Here is a 17,350-nt window from a genome sequence, read left to right on the forward strand (position 1 = left end):
GAAGACACATGGCAACGGGATATCTGTGGGACGAGCTCTATGGTTGGTACGACACCGGCAGCGGTTCGCTCATGCCGGCCGATCCGGCGGCGGGCCTGCAACCGGTGAGCCACCAGTTCTCGCATCCGGACACCAAGCGTCGTATGCACGAGTTGATCGCCGTCAGCGGGCTCGCCCGGCAACTGACGACCATCGCACCCAGGCCGGCGACACACGAGGAGATCCTCCGGGCTCACACGCCGGCCCACCTGGACAGGATCCTGCGCGAGAGCGAGCTGCCCAAGGGTGGGGATGCAGGCGACGGCGTGTCGCCATTCGGCAAGGGCGGATTCGAGATCGCCGCGCTCGCCGCGGGCGGTGCCATCGCGATGGTCGATGCGGTCGTGTCGGGCAAGGTCGACAACGGCTTCGCTCTGGTCAATCCGTGCGGTCACCACGCCGTCGCCGAGACGGGTATGGGATTCTGCGTCTTCAACAACGTGGCGATCGCGACCCAACACGCTCGTGAGGTCCTCGGCATTGAGCGTGTCGCCATCGTCGACTGGGACGTCCATCACGGCAACGGCAGCCAGGCGATCTTCTGGGAGGATCCGAACGTCCTCACCCTCTCGGTGCACCAGGATCGCAACTTCCCGGCGAACTCCGGGCTGGCCGACGAGCGCGGATCGGGCGCCGGAATCCACACGAATCTGAATGTCCCGTTGCCCCCGGGCACGGGAGATGCCGGGTACGTCAAGGCGATCGAGGACGTCGTCGTGCCGGCCCTCCGGCAGTTCGCTCCCGGCCTCGTGATCGTGGCGTGCGGCTTCGATGCCAACGGCTTCGACCCGCTCGCGCGGCAGATGGTCTCCGCCGACGGATTCGCCACGATGGCGAACATTGTCAAGGCTGCTGCTGCCGAGATCTGTTCGGGCCAGGTCGTCTTCGTCCAGGAGGGCGGTTACAGCATCCACTACGTGCCGGTGTGCGGACTGCTCACAGTGGCTGCCCTCGCCGGACTGGAGACACTGGCCGATCCGTACCTGGCGGCGGTCGAACAGCAGTACGGTCGGATGGACCTGGAGGACCACCAGGTCCGGGCGATCGAGCACTCGCGTTCGCTGGTCGGGGACATTCCCGGACGGTAGGCGGCCTGGACGATAGTCGGGACGCCAGCGACGAGGCGCCCCGGACGGGGAAACCGCCCGGGGTGCCTCGTCGAGGCGCGACGTCTGCCGATCAGGACGTCGCGCGCGCCACCTTCGAGCCGGGGTGGGTCGCGGACAGACGCGTGTTGCCGGGGCCGGCGACGTACTCGCGCAGCGTGCTGCCCTCGTACTCCTTCCAGACGCGGCCACGCTTCTGCAGCTCGGGCACGACGGTGTCGACGAACGACTCGATGTCGTGCGGCGTCACCGCGTACGACAGGTTGATGCCGTCGAGGTCACCCTCGTCGATCCAGCGCTCGATCTCATCGGCGACGGTCTCGGGGCTGCCGACGAGCACGGGCTCGATGCCGCCGATGCTCATGTGGTTGGCGATGTCGGCCGGGGTCCACTTGCGGGTCGGATCGAGCTTGGTGAACAGGTTCAGCACGGTCTGAATGGCATTGGTGTCCATCTCCTCCAGCGGCTCGTTCGGGTCGAACTGGGACAGGTCGACGCCCGAGAACCCACCGAACAGCGCCATGGCGCCCTCCGGCGAGGCGTACTGCTGGTACTCCTTGTACTTGCGCTCAGCCTCGGCATCGGAGTCGGCGACGACCGCGGTCAGGATCGTGAAGATCTTGACGTCGTCACGCTGGCGTCCGGCGGCCTCCGCCTGGGTGCGGATGTCGTCGGTGATGATCTTGCTGAGGTTGGAGTTGAGGACGTTGACGAACAGTCCCTCCCCGTGCTCGGCGGCGAACTGGCGTCCGCGCGACGATGCGCCGGCTTGGAAGATCGTCGGCGTGCGCTGCGGGGAAGGCTCGGCCATGTTGAAGCCGTCGACATCGAAGAAGCGGCCCTTGTGGTGGATGGGGTGCACCTTGCTGGGGTCGACAAACATCCCGCGCTCCTTGTCGAGCACGACGGCACCCTCCTCCCATGACTGCTCCCACAGCTTGTAGACGACGGTCATGAACTCCTCAGCGAGCTCGTACCGGTCATTGTGGCCCAAGGGCTGGGTGCCGAAGTTGCGCGACGCGCTGGCGAGGTAAGAGGTGACGACGTTCCAGCCGACCCGCCCCTTAGTCAGATGATCGAGCGTGCTCATGCGCCGGGCGAACGGGTAGGGGTGCTCGAAGGTGGCCGAGCCGGTGAGGGCGAAGCCGAGATTCGAGGTGACCGACGCCATGCCCGAGACGTACTGGAAGGGGTCGTTGGCCGGAATCTGCATGCCGTTGAGCAGGGCCGTGTCGGCCGAACCGCCGTAGACGTCGTAAGGCCCCAGCACATCGGCGAGGAACAGGGCGTCGAATCGGCCGCGCTCGAGCGTCTTGGCGAGGTCGAGCCAGTGGTCGAGGTCCTTGTAGCGATGAGCCTGGCTGTCGGGGTGGCGCCACATGCCGGAGCTCTGGTGCCCCGCTGCCGTCATATTGAAGGCATTGAGCCCGATCCGCTTAGCCATGTCATCTCCCGGTGATTCCTGCTGATAGAACACTTCGAACGAAGTGGACTCGCAGTATTTCACGAGAGGCTCGCAATGGGAAGGGGTGGTGAGCCGTCAGGAGCGGATCAGGTGAGTCAGTGACAACTCGAGCCGGTGGCGAAGGCGCTGTGGCATGCCGTCGGTGGGCAGGTCGCGCGCGTGAGATCGCAGGACCTCGTGAACGTAGATGGCGTGGCAGTTCTGCACCACGGCGGGAACGTCCGCGATCTCAAGTGCGTTGGTCGAGCGGCCGTGCTCGAGAATCGACTCGAGCAGCTCGAACCACCGGTCGGCGTACTCAAGACCCGTGCGGCCGACGGCCGTGGAGGAACCGAACGACTCCTTGACGAACGTGAAGGCCAGCTCGGGGTATCGCGTGTAGAGAGAGGCCAGCAGCTCGTAGCTGTCGACGATCTGCTCGATGTGGTCGCCCGATTCGCGATGGTCGTCGGATCGACGATCGTCATTCGCCTGGACGCACTGGTCGACGACCTGCGCGAACTCCTCGCCGTACACCGACAGGAACAGATCCAGCTTCGACGACACGTATCGGAACAGGGTTGCTTCGCCCATGTCGGCGCGCGCCGCGATGGCCTTGGTCGTGACGGTCTCGTAGCCGTCGGCCCACATGAGCTCCTTGGCGGCTGTCTTCAGTCGCACCATGGAGTTCTGCTTCTTGCGCTCACGCATGCTGAGCTCGACCGAAGGGTGTGACGGCATCTGCGGCATCTCCTGGAGAGTCGGGGTGACAGGTGAAGTCTAGGGACAGGCGTCACCGACGAGCCGCGCGCCGTCAGGGCCCAGCCGACGGGACCGCCGCGAGTTGGCAAAAACTCGAAAGGACGACTCGAACTTCGTGGAGATCCCATAGTGGGGGGGACAAGTCTGGGTGGAGCATCGGGCAGTCGACCATGTGGTCCACACCACAGGCCTCATCTCAGTCCCCCCGAGGAGCACCATGACCACCGATTCTCTAGATCCGACCAGTGCAGGCAGTCGCTCCTCCTCAGGGGATGCGGGCCGCCTTGCTGGCGGCAAGCTGGGGACGGCGCAGATCGTCTTCTTCGTGATCGCGGCGGCGTCCCCGTTGACCATCGTCCTCAGCACCGGACCGCTCTCGCTGCGTGTCGGAGGTATTGGGGCTCCTGGCGTCATGCTGGCGACCGGCATCGTGCTGCTGCTGTTCGCCTGCGGCTTCACCGCGATGTCCAAGCACGTCACCGAGGCCGGCGCCTTCTACGCGTACGTCACCCGTGGGTTGGGGGGCACCGCCGGTTCCGGTGCCGCGATGATGACGATGGCGGCCTACGGCGTGTGCGTCATCGGCTTCGTCGGCTACATCGGCGTCTTCGCGCAGGGGTCGCTGAACGCAGTCTTCGGTCTGGACGTGCCGTGGCAGGTTTGCTCGTTGGTGCTGGCTGCGATCGTGGCCGTCGTTGGCTATTGCCAGGTCGATCTCAGCGCCAAGATCCTGATGGTCCTGGTGAGCCTCGAGGTCGCAGTGATCCTCGTGCTGATCGTCGCAGTCCTGATCCAGGGCGGTCCCGAAGATCCCAGCGCGGCCTCCTTCGCCCCCGACAACGTCTTCTTCGCGAGCGGATCGGGGTCGCTCTTCCTGCTCGCGTTCGGCGCCTACATCGGTATCGAGGGCACTGCCATCTACTCCGAGGAGGCCGACAAGCCCGAACGCACCATTCCGCGTGCCACGTACATCGCGGTCATCTTCCTCGCGGTCTTCTACGCCCTCAGCTTCTGGGTCGTCATCTACGGGTACGGCAACGACGGCGCGTTGGAGCAGTCGCAGGGAGACGGTTTCCTCGACATGGTGTTCGCCCAGGCCGACACCTTCGTGGGCGGAGCGCTCGTCACGGCGCTGCGACTCCTGATCGTCACCAGCTTCCTGGCGACCGTCATCGCCTTCCACAACGCCTGCACGCGCTACATGTTCTCGCTGGGCCGAGGCGGCATGCTTCCACGCTTCCTGGCCACGACCCACCCGCGCATGAAGTCGCCGCACTACGCGAGCGTCGTCCTGAGCGTCATCACCTTCGCGGTCGTCATCATCGCGATGCTCGCGGGACTAGACCCATACCTCGAGCTCGGCACCTGGCTCTACGCGTCGGGCGTCATCGGGGTCGTGGCAGCCCAGGCCCTGTGCTCGGTCGCCGTCGTCATGTTCTTCCTCAGCGATCGTCGGGGACATGGGGTGGCACGGGTTCTCGTGGCCCCACTGCTGGGATTTGTGGGCCTGGCCGCTGCGCTGTACCTGATGGCGAGCAACTTCAGCCTTCTCAGCGGATACACCGACTTCGTGCCGAACGCGTTGATGATCGGTGCCATGCCGGCGGTCTTCGTGATCGGCGCGATCCTCCACCGTCTCCGGGGTGGACGCCCGGCGGTCGAAGACCCCGCGCGGGTCGGCTGAGCTCAGTGCGACAGCACGTCACACGCAGCAGGCGCTCGATCCACCGGATCGGGCGCCTGCTGCGTCCTGCACCCGGAGATCTACAGCGGGGGAGTGAGCGGCGGCGCGCTCCTGCGATGGCCCGTGCCCTCGAAGGCTGCGGCGAGGCTGAGCAGGGCGGTGTCGTCGTAGGCGCGGCCGGCGAACGTCAGACCAACCGGCATGCCGATATCGGCCATAGTGCCCATGGGGACGGTGACGGTCGGGATGCCGAGATGGCGGATGACCAGGTTGCCGTTGGCGACCCACACCCCGTTGCGCCAGCCATGATCGGCGGCGTCCGGGTCCACGTCCATGTCAGCGGCGCCGACGTCGGCTGCGGCCGGGAAGATCACCGCGTCGAGGTCGAGGTCGTCCATCCAGTTCTCCAGGTCGAGGACTCGTGTCCGCACCAGCCCCTCCAGACCCTCGCGCAGGTGTGGGATGTCCTCGAGGCCGCCGTCGCCGAGCTCCTCGAGCGCCTCGGCGAGGCTCGCGACGACTCCCTCAAAGCCTTCGTAGCGGTCGGGGAGTACTCCGGGGGTGGCGGGGAAGATCGTCGTGGGGTCCACGTCGCGCAGCGACGCGAGTGACTCGTCGGCGTTCGCGCGCAGGAACTCCTCCCAGGCCCACGCCGACAACACGACCCGCTCGGCGTGCAGGTACCCGTCTGGGAGAAGGCCACGGGTTGTGACGGAGGGGACGCCCGGGCGATCGCCCTCGTAGCTCGACACGACCGGGAAGTCGACCTCGACGACCTCGGCGCCCGCAGTCTCGAGTGATCGGCGCGCATCCTGCCACAGGTCGATGACCGAGGGGCGGGTCGTGATGGGGCGGCCCGTCGATCCGCCCACGCCCGGATCGTCCCCGGTCCCTGCCTCTGGGTCGGCGTTGACGTACATCCGGGGGACGCCGAAACGCCGCCCTGCCAGCCGTCGCTCCGCCTCGGACGGGTCGGTGACCTTCAGCGTGAGGTAGGACGGTGGCCGGACCGTCGATGTCGCTGGGACGTCGATCCACGTTTGCGTCCGCCAGAAGTCGCCGCGGGTGTGCACGTCGTCGGCGACGACGACGTCGAGCACCTCGAGCAGGTCCTCCATGGTCCGGGTGTGTGGGACCACGACGTCCATCGTGGGGGTGAGGGGCCAGTTGCCGCGCACGGAGATCAGGCCCCATGACGGGGTATAGGCGCAAAGGGCGTTGTTGGACGCGGGGGAACGTCCGCTCGACCACGTCTCCTCGCCCAGCCCGAAGGCAGCGAAGCTTGCCGCGGTGGCCGCTCCCGAACCGTTGGACGACCCAGATCCGTAGGCCGCCGGCAGGTAGCTCAGGTTGTACGGGCTCTCGGCCCGTCCGTAGACGCCTGGTTGCATCCCGCCCGCGGCCATCGGAGGCATGTTGGTCAGGCCGATCAGGATCGCACCGGCCGATCTCAGCCTGGAGATCACGAAGGCGTCGAAGGTGGCCGTGAGGTGCTCGAACGCCGGCGAGCCGGCCGCGACCGTGAACCCTTGGACCATGTAGCTGTCCTTGGCAGTGTACGGAATGCCGTCCAACGGCCCGAGCAGCTCGCCGCGTGCGCGTCGGTCATCGGATGCGCGCGCCTCGGCCAGTGCGCCCGGGTGTGAGACGACGACTGCGTTGAGCAGCGGACCAGCGCGGTCGAAGGTCTCGATCCGAGCCAGGTACGACCGCACCAGCTGTTCGCTGGCGATCGTGCCACTGTCGAGCGCGGCCCGCAGCTGGGCGATCGTGGCCTCGGCAACCTGGAAGGAGCCGGTGCTGTCTGGCTCCGACGTCGATGTCGACATGATTGTCTCCGTTCTCCCGGGCCTCAGGCCTCGGTCAGGCCCGATCGTCCAGGATCTCCTCGGCGGCGCGGTAGCCGGACGAGATCGCACCGTCCATGTATCCGTTCCAGACCGTTGCGCTCTCCGCGCCCGCCCAGTGGATCCTGCCGACCGGCGTGGACAGCGCGTGGCCGTAGGCGGTCCATGCTCCTGCGGCCAGACGCCCGCCGTAACAACCGCGGGTGAACTCCTCGGCGTTCCAGTCCTGCTCGATCATGTCGAACGGCTCGGCAGCCTGGGGGCCGAAGTAGTCCACCAGTGCACCCAGCACGAGCTCGCGTCGTCCCTGCGCGTCGAGATCGGCGATCTCGCGCGCGAAGCTGCCTTCGATGAAGCCGCAGATGACGCCACACGAGACATCGTCGGGGCTGTTGTCGAAGATGACATTGAACGCGTGGTCGAGGCTCTGCACCTGTCCGTTGAGCCCGTCCTCGCGCCAGAACGGGGTGTCGTACCCGACCTGGAACTTGATCACGGAGCCGGCTGGCATCTGCTGGGTGACCGCGTCGCGCGCGACTGGCAGGGCGGGCACGTAGCGCATCCGGCCGGCCAGGGTCGGCGGGACCGCAACGATGACGTGCGGGGCCGTGATCGATCCGCCCTCATACTCGACCGTTGCTCCCGAGTCGTCCTGTCGGATGGTCCGCACGACGGTGTTGAGTCGCACGCGGTCGCCGAGGTCCTCAGCCATGCGCTCGGAGATGCGGTGCGTCCCGCCAGCGACCCGCTGCTCCTGGGCGCCGCCCGTCGTCGTGATCAACACGTTCCAGCTGGTACCGGACTTGACGTAGAACAGGAAGTGCAGGAGGGACAGTTCAGGCGCCTCGGCGGAGAAGACGCCCGGAATGAGCATCTCGAGGTAACGCCGTGCCAGCTCGTCGTCGGTGTTCCGCCTGATCCATCCATCGAGGGTGTGGCGGTCGAGCTCGGCGGCGTTCGGGGTCTCCCACACGGCGTCGAGTGATACTGACTGCGCTTGCTCCTCCAGCAGTGCGAAGAGGCGGTTGATCTCGGCGGCCGAGGCGGGGGGGAGGCCCCACACACCCTCGGTGTTGAAGCGAAGCAACTCGCCGTCGACGAAGAGCCCCGAGTCGCCCGTGTCATAGGTATTGAACAGCTCGAGTCCGAGCTCGTCGATGAGCGCCTTGGCGACATTCTGGCTCTCGCCGATCCACTGGCCGCCGAGCTCGACGTCCACCCCGTTGGAAAGGGTCCCGCCCATGTTGCGGCCGGCTACGCGCTGGCGTGCCTCCAGGACTGCCACGGTCTTGCCAGCGGCGACCAGCTTGCGCGCTGCGGACAGGCCAGCCAGGCCCGCGCCGACGACAACGACGTCAACATCGCTCATGAATACTCACTCCTCGACAAGAGTCGGTCACTTGACCGACTTTTGAAATGTACGCCGAATCTGGTCGCGTTGGCAAGACTCTGCGCGACCTCGATTCACGGCGACGACGCCCCTCAGCGGGCCGGTGCCGGTCCGGTTTCAGTGAGGGTAATCACGAGGTCGATGAAGACCTGTAGGTCGTGGGTCGACCGCAACTCGTCGGGTTCGCAGAGATGCTGGAGGATGAGACCATCGATCCCGGCGACGATGAGTCGCGCGAGCTGGTCGAAGGGGATGGCGCAGACCTCGCCGGACCGCGAGGCCGCGTCCTCGCACCATCGAGCCACGCCCTCGCCATATCGCCGGTACTGCCAGTTGGCCAGGCGCTCGTGTCCGGCTGATCGCAGTGCGTGGGTGGTGAGTTCGTACTGCATCAGCTGCAGCTGGGAGTGACCCTCCACGAGATGGGACCAGAAGTCGGTCAGATTCTGCTGGATGGCCTGGGGGAGGCCATGGTCGACGTGCGGGGAGGTCCCATAGACCGCAGCGATCTCGTCGATGACGTCATCGACCACGGCCTGCAGTAGCTGGCTCTTCGTCCTGAACGCGTGCTGCATGGTGCCGAGCGGGACCTCGGCCTCGGCGGCCACTGATCGTAGCGATGCATCTGCCACACCGTCCCGAGCCATGACTCGGCGCGCCGCCGCAACGATCTGCTCGCGTCGGACGGGCGCTGGAACGTACGTCATGATCAACCGCCTGCCAGGAGAGTGGGAGAGGCCATGATTTCACACGATGAGAAGAGAGGTCTGTGGTGCAGACCCCTTGTCCTTGGCTTCATAATGTGGAATCCTGAGTGTACTCCGATCGAAGTGCACCACCATTACTGCGCCGAAGACTGCTGGTTGACTCAGCGCACGTCTTGCCGATAACGAGAATGGGGCGCCGCAAAGTTCGCGCAATACCCGTAGAAGGTTCTCTTGGCAGAAGTGGATCATCAGTCAGTCATCGACGGGGCAGGTCATGGCGTTGAACTGCATCCACCCAGCACAAACGTACGAGAGGCCGCCGAGAATGAAGCGCGACATCTACAACGAGGACCACGAGGACTTCCGCAAGTCCGTCCGAGGATTCCTCGAGCGTTCGGTCATCCCGAACATCGACCAGTACATCGAGGACCACGCCTTCCCACGGGAGGTCTGGCTCGAGGCAGGCGCCCAGGGCCTGCTCGGCCTCCTCGTTCCCGAGGAGTTCGGCGGGGTCGAGGCCGACGACTACCGCTTCACCGCCATCGTCGGCGAGGAGTTCGCTGCGGTCAATGCAGCGCTGCACAGCTGTTGGGGCATCCATGCAGACACGGTCGCGCCCTACCTGATGGCTCTATTGACTGACGTCCAGAAGAAGCGGTGGCTCCCAGGGGTGGCCACCGGAGAGATCTGGTGCGCGATCGGCATGACCGAGCCCAGCGGCGGTTCGGACCTGGCGGCACTGAAGACCACGGCCGTGCGCGATGGAGACTCATGGGTCCTGAACGGCTCGAAGACCTTCATCACCAACGGCTACTCGGCCGATCTCATCGTGGTTGCGGCGCGGACCTCACCGGAGAAGAAGGCCCGCGGCATCACATTGTTCGCCGTCGAGGCTGGCGCGGAAGGCTTCTCCCGCGGCCGCAAGCTCGACAAGGTCGGGCAGGTCGAGGCCGATACGGCCGAACTGTTCTTCGAGAACGTTCGCCTCACCGATGCTGAAGTCATCGGAGATGTCGATGGCGGTTTCATCCACATGATGCAACACCTCCCGCAGGAACGGCTGGGCTCGGCCGTCGGCAACCTGGCGCATGCCAAACAGATCCTGCTCGAGACGCTGGAGTACACCAAGGAGCGCCACGCGTTCGGTCAGGCCGTTGGTTCGTTCCAGCACAACAAGTTCCTGCTGGCGCAGATGTTCACCCAGATCGACGTCGCCCAGGCCTTCGTCGACCAGTGCGTCCAGGCGCACACCGATGGCGATCTGACCGCGATCGATGCCGCCAAGGCCAAGTGGTGGACCTCGCAGACACAGTCCGAGGTGCTCGATCACTGCGTCCAGCTGCACGGCGGCTACGGCTTCATGAACGAGTACCGGGTTGCCCGTGCCTGGCGTGACGCCCGGGTGACTCGGATCTGGGCCGGCTCCAACGAGATCATGAAGGAACTGATCGGCCGCGACCTCGGTCTTTGAACACTTCGGCCCGACTGCGGGTCGGACACCGCACATCTCCTGTAGGGAACAGACACATGCTGAAGCTGGAAACCGACTATCTCGTGGTGGGCGCCGGTGCGTCCGGCATGGCGTTCGTGGACGCACTCGTCGACCACTCGTCGGCCGACGTCATCATGGTCGATCGACGCCACCGCCCCGGCGGGCACTGGCACGATGCCTATCCGTTCGTCCGGCTGCACCAGCCAGCAGCGTGCTACGGCGTGTCGTCGACCCAGCTCGGTGGAGATCGGATCGACGAGCGCGGGAACAACGCCGGCATGTACGAGTTGTCGTCGGCCGCAGAGATCTGCAGCTACTTCTCTGAGGTCATGGAGCGAGTGCTGCTCGCGTCGGGGCGTGTCCGGTACATGCCGATGAGCAACTACAGCCGTACCGAGGACGGTCGTCACGTCGTCACCTCGTCCCTGAACGGGGAAGAGGTCGAGATCGTCGTCCGTCGCAAGGTCGTCGACGCTGCCTACATCGAGCCGACCATCCCCTCCACCCACACTCCGGCCTTCGAGATCGACCCCGCTGCCGTGGTCATCCCCCCGAACGACTTGGTCAAACGGCGGACGACGGCCGCCGGATATACGGTGCTTGGCGCAGGCAAGACGGCGATGGACACCTGCACGTGGTTGCTTGAGAACGGCGTCGACGCCGAACGCATCACGTGGGTCAGGTCCCGCGACGTGTGGTCGATCAGTCGAGCCTGGACTCAGTGTCTGGACCTGGTGAAGACCCGCGTGGGATTCGGCGCTGCCTGGCTAGAGGCCGCCGCAACCTCCGAGAACGGACTTGAGATGGCCCTGAAGCTTGAGGAGCTGGGAGTCTTCCTCCGCGTGGATCCCGATGTCGTGCCGACCGCCTTTCGGGGTGCGACCATCAGCGAGGAGGAGATCGAAGGTCTGCGGACCATCAAGAACGTGGTGCGCGCTGGCCGAGTGACCCGGGTCCGCGACGGCGGCATCGACATGGTCGAGGGCAGCGTCGACCTGCCGCCCGGGCAGGTGTTCGTCGACTGCACCGCTACGGGTCTGCGGACCTTGGAGAGGCGACGGGTGTTCGAGCCGGACCGCATCACCCTGCAGTACGTCACGCCCGGCTTTGCGTGCTGGAGTGCGGCGACCCTGGCCGTGGTCGAGGCCGAGATGGGTGACGACCTTGACGCCAAGGAGCACTTGGCCCTTCCGGTCGTCTACACCGGACACGTCGACGACCTGCTCTCCTTCACCCGCGACCACATGGTCAGCTCGCGGCGACGGGGCGAGGTGCCCAGCGTTCGCAAATGGTCTGGTGAAACGCGCCTCAATCCCGCCAGAGGGCTGCGCGAGCGGGTGACTGATCCCGAGGTCAAGGCGGCCATGGACGCATCTCGTGTCTGGGCGGAACCGGCGATGAAGAACCTGGCGAAGCGGGTGGGGGCAGCCGGTCAGATGGTCTGACCAGTGCGCACAGCAGGTAGCGGCGAGCGCCGAGGTCGGTACAGGTCCTGCACTGTCGTTGACACACACTTCGTTGATCCGATGGGACACCATCACAACCGGGCGTTGGAGGCACACATGAACGACGCAGACTTCGAGCGAGCGGGCCAGACCGGTTCTGGAAAGGGATCAGGTCTCTGGGCCGGACTCTCTTCGCGGGTTGGGGACCGCTGATGCCACTTGTCGTCGGGGCAGATTCGGTCGTCGACGTCGGGGCTACGATGGCCATGACAACGTGAATATCGGTGCACCCCCAGGGGGCACATCGCAGGGTGCAACAGTGACTAACGGGCCGTAACAGAACCAGATTTCACGCTCAGCACGCCGAAACCGGCCATTCTGAGCGTGAATCCATCTGGTTCAAGTCCCCCTCGGACACAAGATTCTGAGAGTAAAGACCTTGTAATTGCAGGGGCTTTACTCTTCTCTATTGGGAGATCCGCATTTGTGCCGCCTCAGGGAGCACAAATCGGCCCAATCAGAGGTGTGGCGAGCAGCGCTCGCCGCCTGAATCCGAGGGGGGACCGGAAGTCCGGCCTCAAACGGCCCGCGGCAGCGGGTAAAGAGATTCTCGCGCGTCAGACATCAAACAGGCACTGATGAAGCCTCCTCCCAGATTGGCATGTGACGGGACATTGCGTTGCGCCATGTCCACCGACGTATGAGCGATAGACTCAGCTGGCGACGCGGAATGCCGCACGTGAAGCTGAAAGGGGGTGTGACATGGCTACGAACGATCAGTTCAAAGCGCTAGTGAAGAGCCACGCCGATGGTGACGACTCCCAGTTCTATTCAGTCGCAATGCAAGTAGCGGCGAAGGCTGCTCGCGCGGGGCAGGACAAGTTCGCGCAGGAACTGCGAGATATGGTTGACGCCCTCCGAAAGCGTGAGGTGGCGTCGACCCGAGTGGCCTCCGTGGTGCCCGTTTCGCAGCCACGTGGCGAGCTCGCTTCGCTATTGACAGTTTCGTACCCCGACGCGCGCGCCGCGGACCTCGTTCTTTCGGACGACCTCTCGGAACGCCTTCACCACGTTCTGCACGAACAACGTCAGCGGGACGTACTCTCGCGCCACGGTCTGGCCCCCGTCCGTCGGATGTTGCTAATCGGGCCGCCAGGCACGGGAAAGACGTCGACTGCGAGGGTCATCGCAGGCGAATTGGGGTTGCCGCTGTTCGCGATCCGTCTGGACACCATCATTACCAAGTTCATGGGGGAGACTGCGGCGAAGCTTCGCCTCATCTTCGATGCTTTGGTACAAACGCGAGGTGTGTATCTGTTCGACGAGGTGGATGCACTTGCGGGCGATCGCGCCGCAGCCAACGATGTCGGTGAGATCCGCCGGGTGCTGAACTCGTTCTTACAGTTTCTGGAGGAGGACCCGTCGGAGAGCGTCATCATTGCCGCGACGAATCATCCTCAACTCCTCGACAATGCACTGATAAGGCGATTTGACACGATCATGAACTTCGATCTTCCCGACCAAGAGGGTGTGCGGGCAGTCATCGAGAATCGGCTGGCTACGTTTCGAACCAGCAACATCAGTTGGAAGCGCGTCACCGACGCGTCTAATGGTCTCAGCCACGCCGAGGTTGCTGTTGCCGCCGAGAACGCAGCTAAGCGGACAGTCCTGTCGGGTCGGAAGCAGATTCGAACTGACGATCTCGTCGCCGCACTCAACGACCGGCTACGAGCGGGCGCCCCACAGCCTGTGACCGCATAGTCAACATGGCGGAACGCGATCGGCCGCACCTCGTCGTCTCAGACAGTGGTATCTCTGAGTCATTCACACTCGCGTCCTCGGGCGGGGGAAGTGATGACGCGGGCTTCGCTGGTGATCGTGCTGCTCACGGACGCCGACTTAAGCGTGAACTCGAGCAGGCGATGTCGTCAGCGGACGATGTTGAGCGCGAGGGTGCGTACGTGACCTTCCAGTCTTTCGCAGGACTTGAACTCGCCTTGGGGAGCCTTGATCCGCGTGCCGTAGGCGAGCAGCCCGAGCTGGTCGCTGTGCACGTGGAGGACGGTGTCGACGGCGTCGTTCAGGTCGCGACGGTGTTCATCCCGGACGGCAGGAAGCAGTACTTCTTGTCGCGATTGACGCAGTATGTGGAGACGGCATCGGATGACAGAGCAAAGAATGCTGCGCTGATCGAGGGGATTCAGTCCGTCCGCCGCGCAACGATTCGTGAGTTGTGGACCGACCCCGCTGATCAGTTTCCGAACGAGCCGACAGCTCTGATCTGGTGGGAGGTCTGGCTGCGCAGACGCGACGGTGGTGAGCGTCAGCGGTTCGCCGGATTTGCCGATCGCCACGGCCTCAACACCGGCGAGCAGTACCTCGGCTTTGCCGACAGGACCGTGGCGCTCCTGCAAGCAACGGCCGACCAACTCGCGGACCTGTTCGAATCGATTGACGACCTTGCTGAACTCCGTCGCCCGCACGACGTCGCCGACTTGCTGGTGAGCCTTCCTGCCGCAGAACAATCGGAGTGGGTCTCTGAGCTGCGCCAACGGGTGGAGGCGGCGGACACAGGGGCGCCAGTCGTGTGCGTCTTGGATACCGGCGTCCAGGGCGGCCACCCGTTGTTGGCCGACTCGCTGTCTGTGCTGGATGCCCATGTTGTCGATCCGCGGTGGCGGCCGGACCCCGTGTTTGGGCATGGGACGGAGATGGCAGGACTGGCTCTCTACGGCGATCTACGCGGCGCACTTGCTAGCGCCCATCCGGTTGCCTTGACGCATCGGCTGGAGTCGGTGAAGTTTCTTCCTGACAGCGGAAGCAACGATCCCGCACTCTACGGTGGTGTCACCGCGCGTGCTGTTGATCGGCCTGAGGTTCAGGCTTCGGAACGACACAGGGTCTTCATGCTGGCAGTCACAGGACTGATGTCTGCCGGAAGTCAGACCGGCGAACAGGAAGGCCGTAGTCCGGAAGCGGGCCGTCCGACCTCTTGGTCGGCAACCATCGACGCGCTTGCCTTCGGTCGAGCGATCGATGACACCGATCCCGAGTTGACATACCTAGATCGTGACGAAGAACGTCGGCCGCGGCTGTTCGTCGTCTCGGCAGGCAACATTCGTGACGTGAACGCCTCTGATGATCATCTCCAGCGGAGCGACCTCGAGCCCGTTGAGGATCCAGCGCAGGCGTGGAACGTCCTGACGGTCGGGGCATATTCAGAGACTGATGACATGGCCGGAGCGCCGGATCTTCATGCTGGCTACGTTCCGATCGCGTCGAGAGGTGAGTTATCGCCTGTCAGCCGAACTTCGGTGGTCTTCGATCGGAAGAAGTGGCCGTTCAAGCCGGATGTCGTTGCGGACGGTGGAAACGTGGCGGCTTCCCCGGATGGGACAAGCGTCGACACGCCCGAGAACCTGGCGTTGCTCACCACCCGCATGCGACGGCCGGGCCAAGGATTCTTCACTACAACCCGCGACACGTCTGCAGCGACGGCTCAGGTGGCCGCACTGGCAGCAGATGTCCAAGCCGCCTACCCGGAATTTCGCGCGGAGACGGTTCGGGCACTCGTCGTTCACTCAGCTGAATGGACCAGTGCGATGCAGGCTCACGCTGACAGAGCCGCGAACAAGACCGAGCTGGCCAGCTTTCTTCGCCGGTACGGAATGGGAGTACCCAATCAGGAGCGCGCGTTGCGCAGCGCTTCCGATGCGCTGACCTTGATCGCGGAAGGCCGGATTAGGCCTTATGAACGCGAAAGCAACGCGAACGACGGCAAGACACGCGAGATGAACCTGCACGAACTTCCCTGGCCATCAGATGAGCTGGAAGCATTGGGGGAGTCGGAGGTACGACTCCGAGTGACCCTGTCCTACTTCGTTGAACCGAATCCCTCTAGTCGTGGGTGGACGGGGCGGTATGTCTACCCCTCGCACGGGCTTCGGTTTGCGATGCGACGACCTGAGGACAGCGTCGCGTCGTTCCGTCAGCGCATCAACACGCGGGCGCGCATTGGTGAGGGCCGGCCGCCGAAGCTTGCGACTGATGCCGGTTGGCTCTTCGGTGCGAGTCAACAGCAGGCCTCCGGTTCCCTGCACACAGATATTTGGACCGGCTCGGCTGCAGACTTGGCGAGCAAAGGCGCAGTTGCGATCTACCCAGTTGCGGGCTGGTGGAAGAATCGTCGTGCCTACGACCAGAGCGATCAGGGAGTCGACTACTCGCTCGTTGTAAGCATCGAAGCGCCGGAGGTCGATCTTTGGACATCAGTCGCGCAACAGATCAAGCCGATCGTTGTTGTCGAAACGTGACCCCGGCACGACGAACCGAGGGCAAGCGGGTCCGGATGGATGGATCCCGTCCTACCAAGGCCGTGGATCACAGTTGACGCGACGGGCTGCTTCTTGAACCTCTTCAAGAGGACGGCTTCAGAACTTCTGTCATGAATTTGACCCATCAGGGTCCGGTGGCTGGACACGTTCGATGAGACGGTCGGTGAGTTCGATGGTTGACAGGAACGCCCAGAAGATCCAGTCGAGGAACACGGGGTCGTAGTCGCCCTGCTGGTCCGAGCGCTGATGGCGGACGGCGAACCGATTCGCGATCTCGAATAGCGCGCCTTCATCTTTGGTAAACAGGCCGTCCTTGAGAATTCTGCGGCGCTCCTCGAGGATTCCGGCGAGTGCAATGCAAGCGGACCGCTTGGTGTGCTCGTCGGCGTCTCGGCGCAGGAACAGCGCGATCGCGTGCCGTACTCGGTCGCCAGTGGCTGCGTCGGTGCGTGTGGCCATGGTGATGGCGAGTGCGCTCTGGCCGTATGTAGTGGTCTGGGCCAGCCGGCCACGGTCCTCGACCTCGTTTGCGAGGCGCAACCGCACGTCCGCGCGTTCGAGAATGGTGTTGATGGTCCACCGATATATGGCTTGGCCTCGAGAGATGGAGAACTGCTCGTAATGCCAACCACAGCGACCGTAGTCGTGGAAAGAACTGGAGCGTGGAGCAGCGGCGAGGTCGTGCATGACCTCCAGCAGGTCGTACAGGTCATCACCGGCGAGGGCGAGTCGGTCTGGGCTTGATGGCCAAAGCCCGGCTCGACCGATCCGGCCGGCGACTACGTCCGCCTGGCTGATCCCGGACGGCTCGTCTACGCAGTCCAATCCAAAGGAGTTGATGAAGTAGCCACGTTCTTCAAGGGCCATGAGGGCGCGGTGGCATTCGGCGGCAAGCCCTTCGTGGCTGAGAGCGGCGCTGGTGCTTCCCGAGACTCGTTGGGAGTAGTACGGAGCTCGTCGGGTTTCGTACTCGAACTGGTCAGCGACCTGGAGGAGGCGCGCGAGTACTCGGCGACCTGGACGAACGGGTTGAGGCGAGTCGAAGACGTTGCGGGCGCGCTGCTCGGACGAATCGAACTCGTCTAGAGCGTCGCTGGTCG

12 protein-coding genes are annotated in these 17,350 nt (G+C 64.6%); 6 read left to right on the forward strand and 6 right to left on the reverse strand.

The features are described 5' to 3' along the window. Nucleotides 1–8: 8 nt before the first annotated feature. The gene (locus tag ACHAA3_RS13835) at nucleotides 9–1,127 is read left to right on the forward strand and encodes a class II histone deacetylase (protein ID WP_435709615.1); all 1,119 of its coding nucleotides are present in this window, start codon (nucleotides 9–11) and stop codon (nucleotides 1,125–1,127) included. Between the two features lie 91 nt (nucleotides 1,128–1,218). Here the strand turns inward: ACHAA3_RS13835 and ACHAA3_RS13840 are convergent, their stop codons facing one another. Then, the gene (locus ACHAA3_RS13840) at nucleotides 1,219–2,589 is read right to left on the reverse strand and encodes an LLM class flavin-dependent oxidoreductase (protein ID WP_435709616.1); all 1,371 of its coding nucleotides are present in this window, start codon (nucleotides 2,587–2,589) and stop codon (nucleotides 1,219–1,221) included. A 96-nt stretch (nucleotides 2,590–2,685) separates the two neighbouring features. Next, entirely contained in the window at nucleotides 2,686–3,330 is a 645-nt protein-coding gene (locus ACHAA3_RS13845) for a TetR/AcrR family transcriptional regulator (protein ID WP_435709617.1), read from the reverse strand. 238 nt (nucleotides 3,331–3,568) lie between these two features. Between ACHAA3_RS13845 and ACHAA3_RS13850 the strand changes: the two genes are divergently transcribed. After that, nucleotides 3,569–5,035 carry an APC family permease gene (locus tag ACHAA3_RS13850; protein ID WP_435709618.1) on the forward strand — a complete coding sequence of 489 codons (1,467 nt, stop codon included), beginning with the start codon at nucleotides 3,569–3,571 and terminating at the stop codon, nucleotides 5,033–5,035. An 80-nt stretch (nucleotides 5,036–5,115) separates the two neighbouring features. Here the strand turns inward: ACHAA3_RS13850 and ACHAA3_RS13855 are convergent, their stop codons facing one another. The 3 genes from ACHAA3_RS13855 to ACHAA3_RS13865 form a co-directional block, all read right to left on the reverse strand. Further along, nucleotides 5,116–6,864, reverse strand: a complete 1,749-nt coding sequence (locus ACHAA3_RS13855; protein WP_435709619.1) for an amidase — start codon at nucleotides 6,862–6,864, stop codon at nucleotides 5,116–5,118. Between the two features lie 34 nt (nucleotides 6,865–6,898). Then, a complete protein-coding gene (locus tag ACHAA3_RS13860; protein ID WP_435709620.1) occupies nucleotides 6,899–8,251 on the reverse strand; it encodes a flavin monoamine oxidase family protein in 1,353 nt (450 codons plus the stop codon). Nucleotides 8,252–8,364: 113 nt separating this feature from the next. Then, a complete protein-coding gene (locus ACHAA3_RS13865) occupies nucleotides 8,365–8,979 on the reverse strand; it encodes a TetR/AcrR family transcriptional regulator (protein WP_435709621.1) in 615 nt (204 codons plus the stop codon). A gap of 325 nt (nucleotides 8,980–9,304) precedes the next feature. Between ACHAA3_RS13865 and ACHAA3_RS13870 the strand changes: the two genes are divergently transcribed. The 4 genes from ACHAA3_RS13870 to ACHAA3_RS13885 all read left to right on the forward strand — a co-directional run bounded on the left by ACHAA3_RS13870 (nucleotide 9,305) and on the right by ACHAA3_RS13885 (nucleotide 16,229). Further along, nucleotides 9,305–10,450 (forward strand): acyl-CoA dehydrogenase family protein, encoded by a 1,146-nt coding sequence (locus tag ACHAA3_RS13870; protein ID WP_435709622.1) that lies wholly within the window; start codon nucleotides 9,305–9,307, stop codon nucleotides 10,448–10,450. Between the two features lie 56 nt (nucleotides 10,451–10,506). Further along, nucleotides 10,507–11,916, forward strand: a complete 1,410-nt coding sequence (locus ACHAA3_RS13875; protein WP_435709623.1) for an NAD(P)-binding protein — start codon at nucleotides 10,507–10,509, stop codon at nucleotides 11,914–11,916. 762 nt (nucleotides 11,917–12,678) lie between these two features. Further along, nucleotides 12,679–13,677 carry an AAA family ATPase gene (locus ACHAA3_RS13880; protein ID WP_435709624.1) on the forward strand — a complete coding sequence of 333 codons (999 nt, stop codon included), beginning with the start codon at nucleotides 12,679–12,681 and terminating at the stop codon, nucleotides 13,675–13,677. 200 nt (nucleotides 13,678–13,877) lie between these two features. Next, a complete protein-coding gene (locus ACHAA3_RS13885; RefSeq protein ID WP_435709625.1) occupies nucleotides 13,878–16,229 on the forward strand; it encodes a S8 family peptidase in 2,352 nt (783 codons plus the stop codon). 129 nt (nucleotides 16,230–16,358) lie between these two features. Here the strand turns inward: ACHAA3_RS13885 and ACHAA3_RS13890 are convergent, their stop codons facing one another. Further along, nucleotides 16,359–16,937, reverse strand: a complete 579-nt coding sequence (locus ACHAA3_RS13890; RefSeq protein WP_435709626.1) for a hypothetical protein — start codon at nucleotides 16,935–16,937, stop codon at nucleotides 16,359–16,361. Between the last annotated feature and the right edge of the window lie 413 nt (nucleotides 16,938–17,350).

It is taken from the genome of Aeromicrobium sp. CF3.5, assembly GCF_051262695.1.
Lineage (GTDB): Bacteria > Actinomycetota > Actinomycetes > Propionibacteriales > Nocardioidaceae > Aeromicrobium.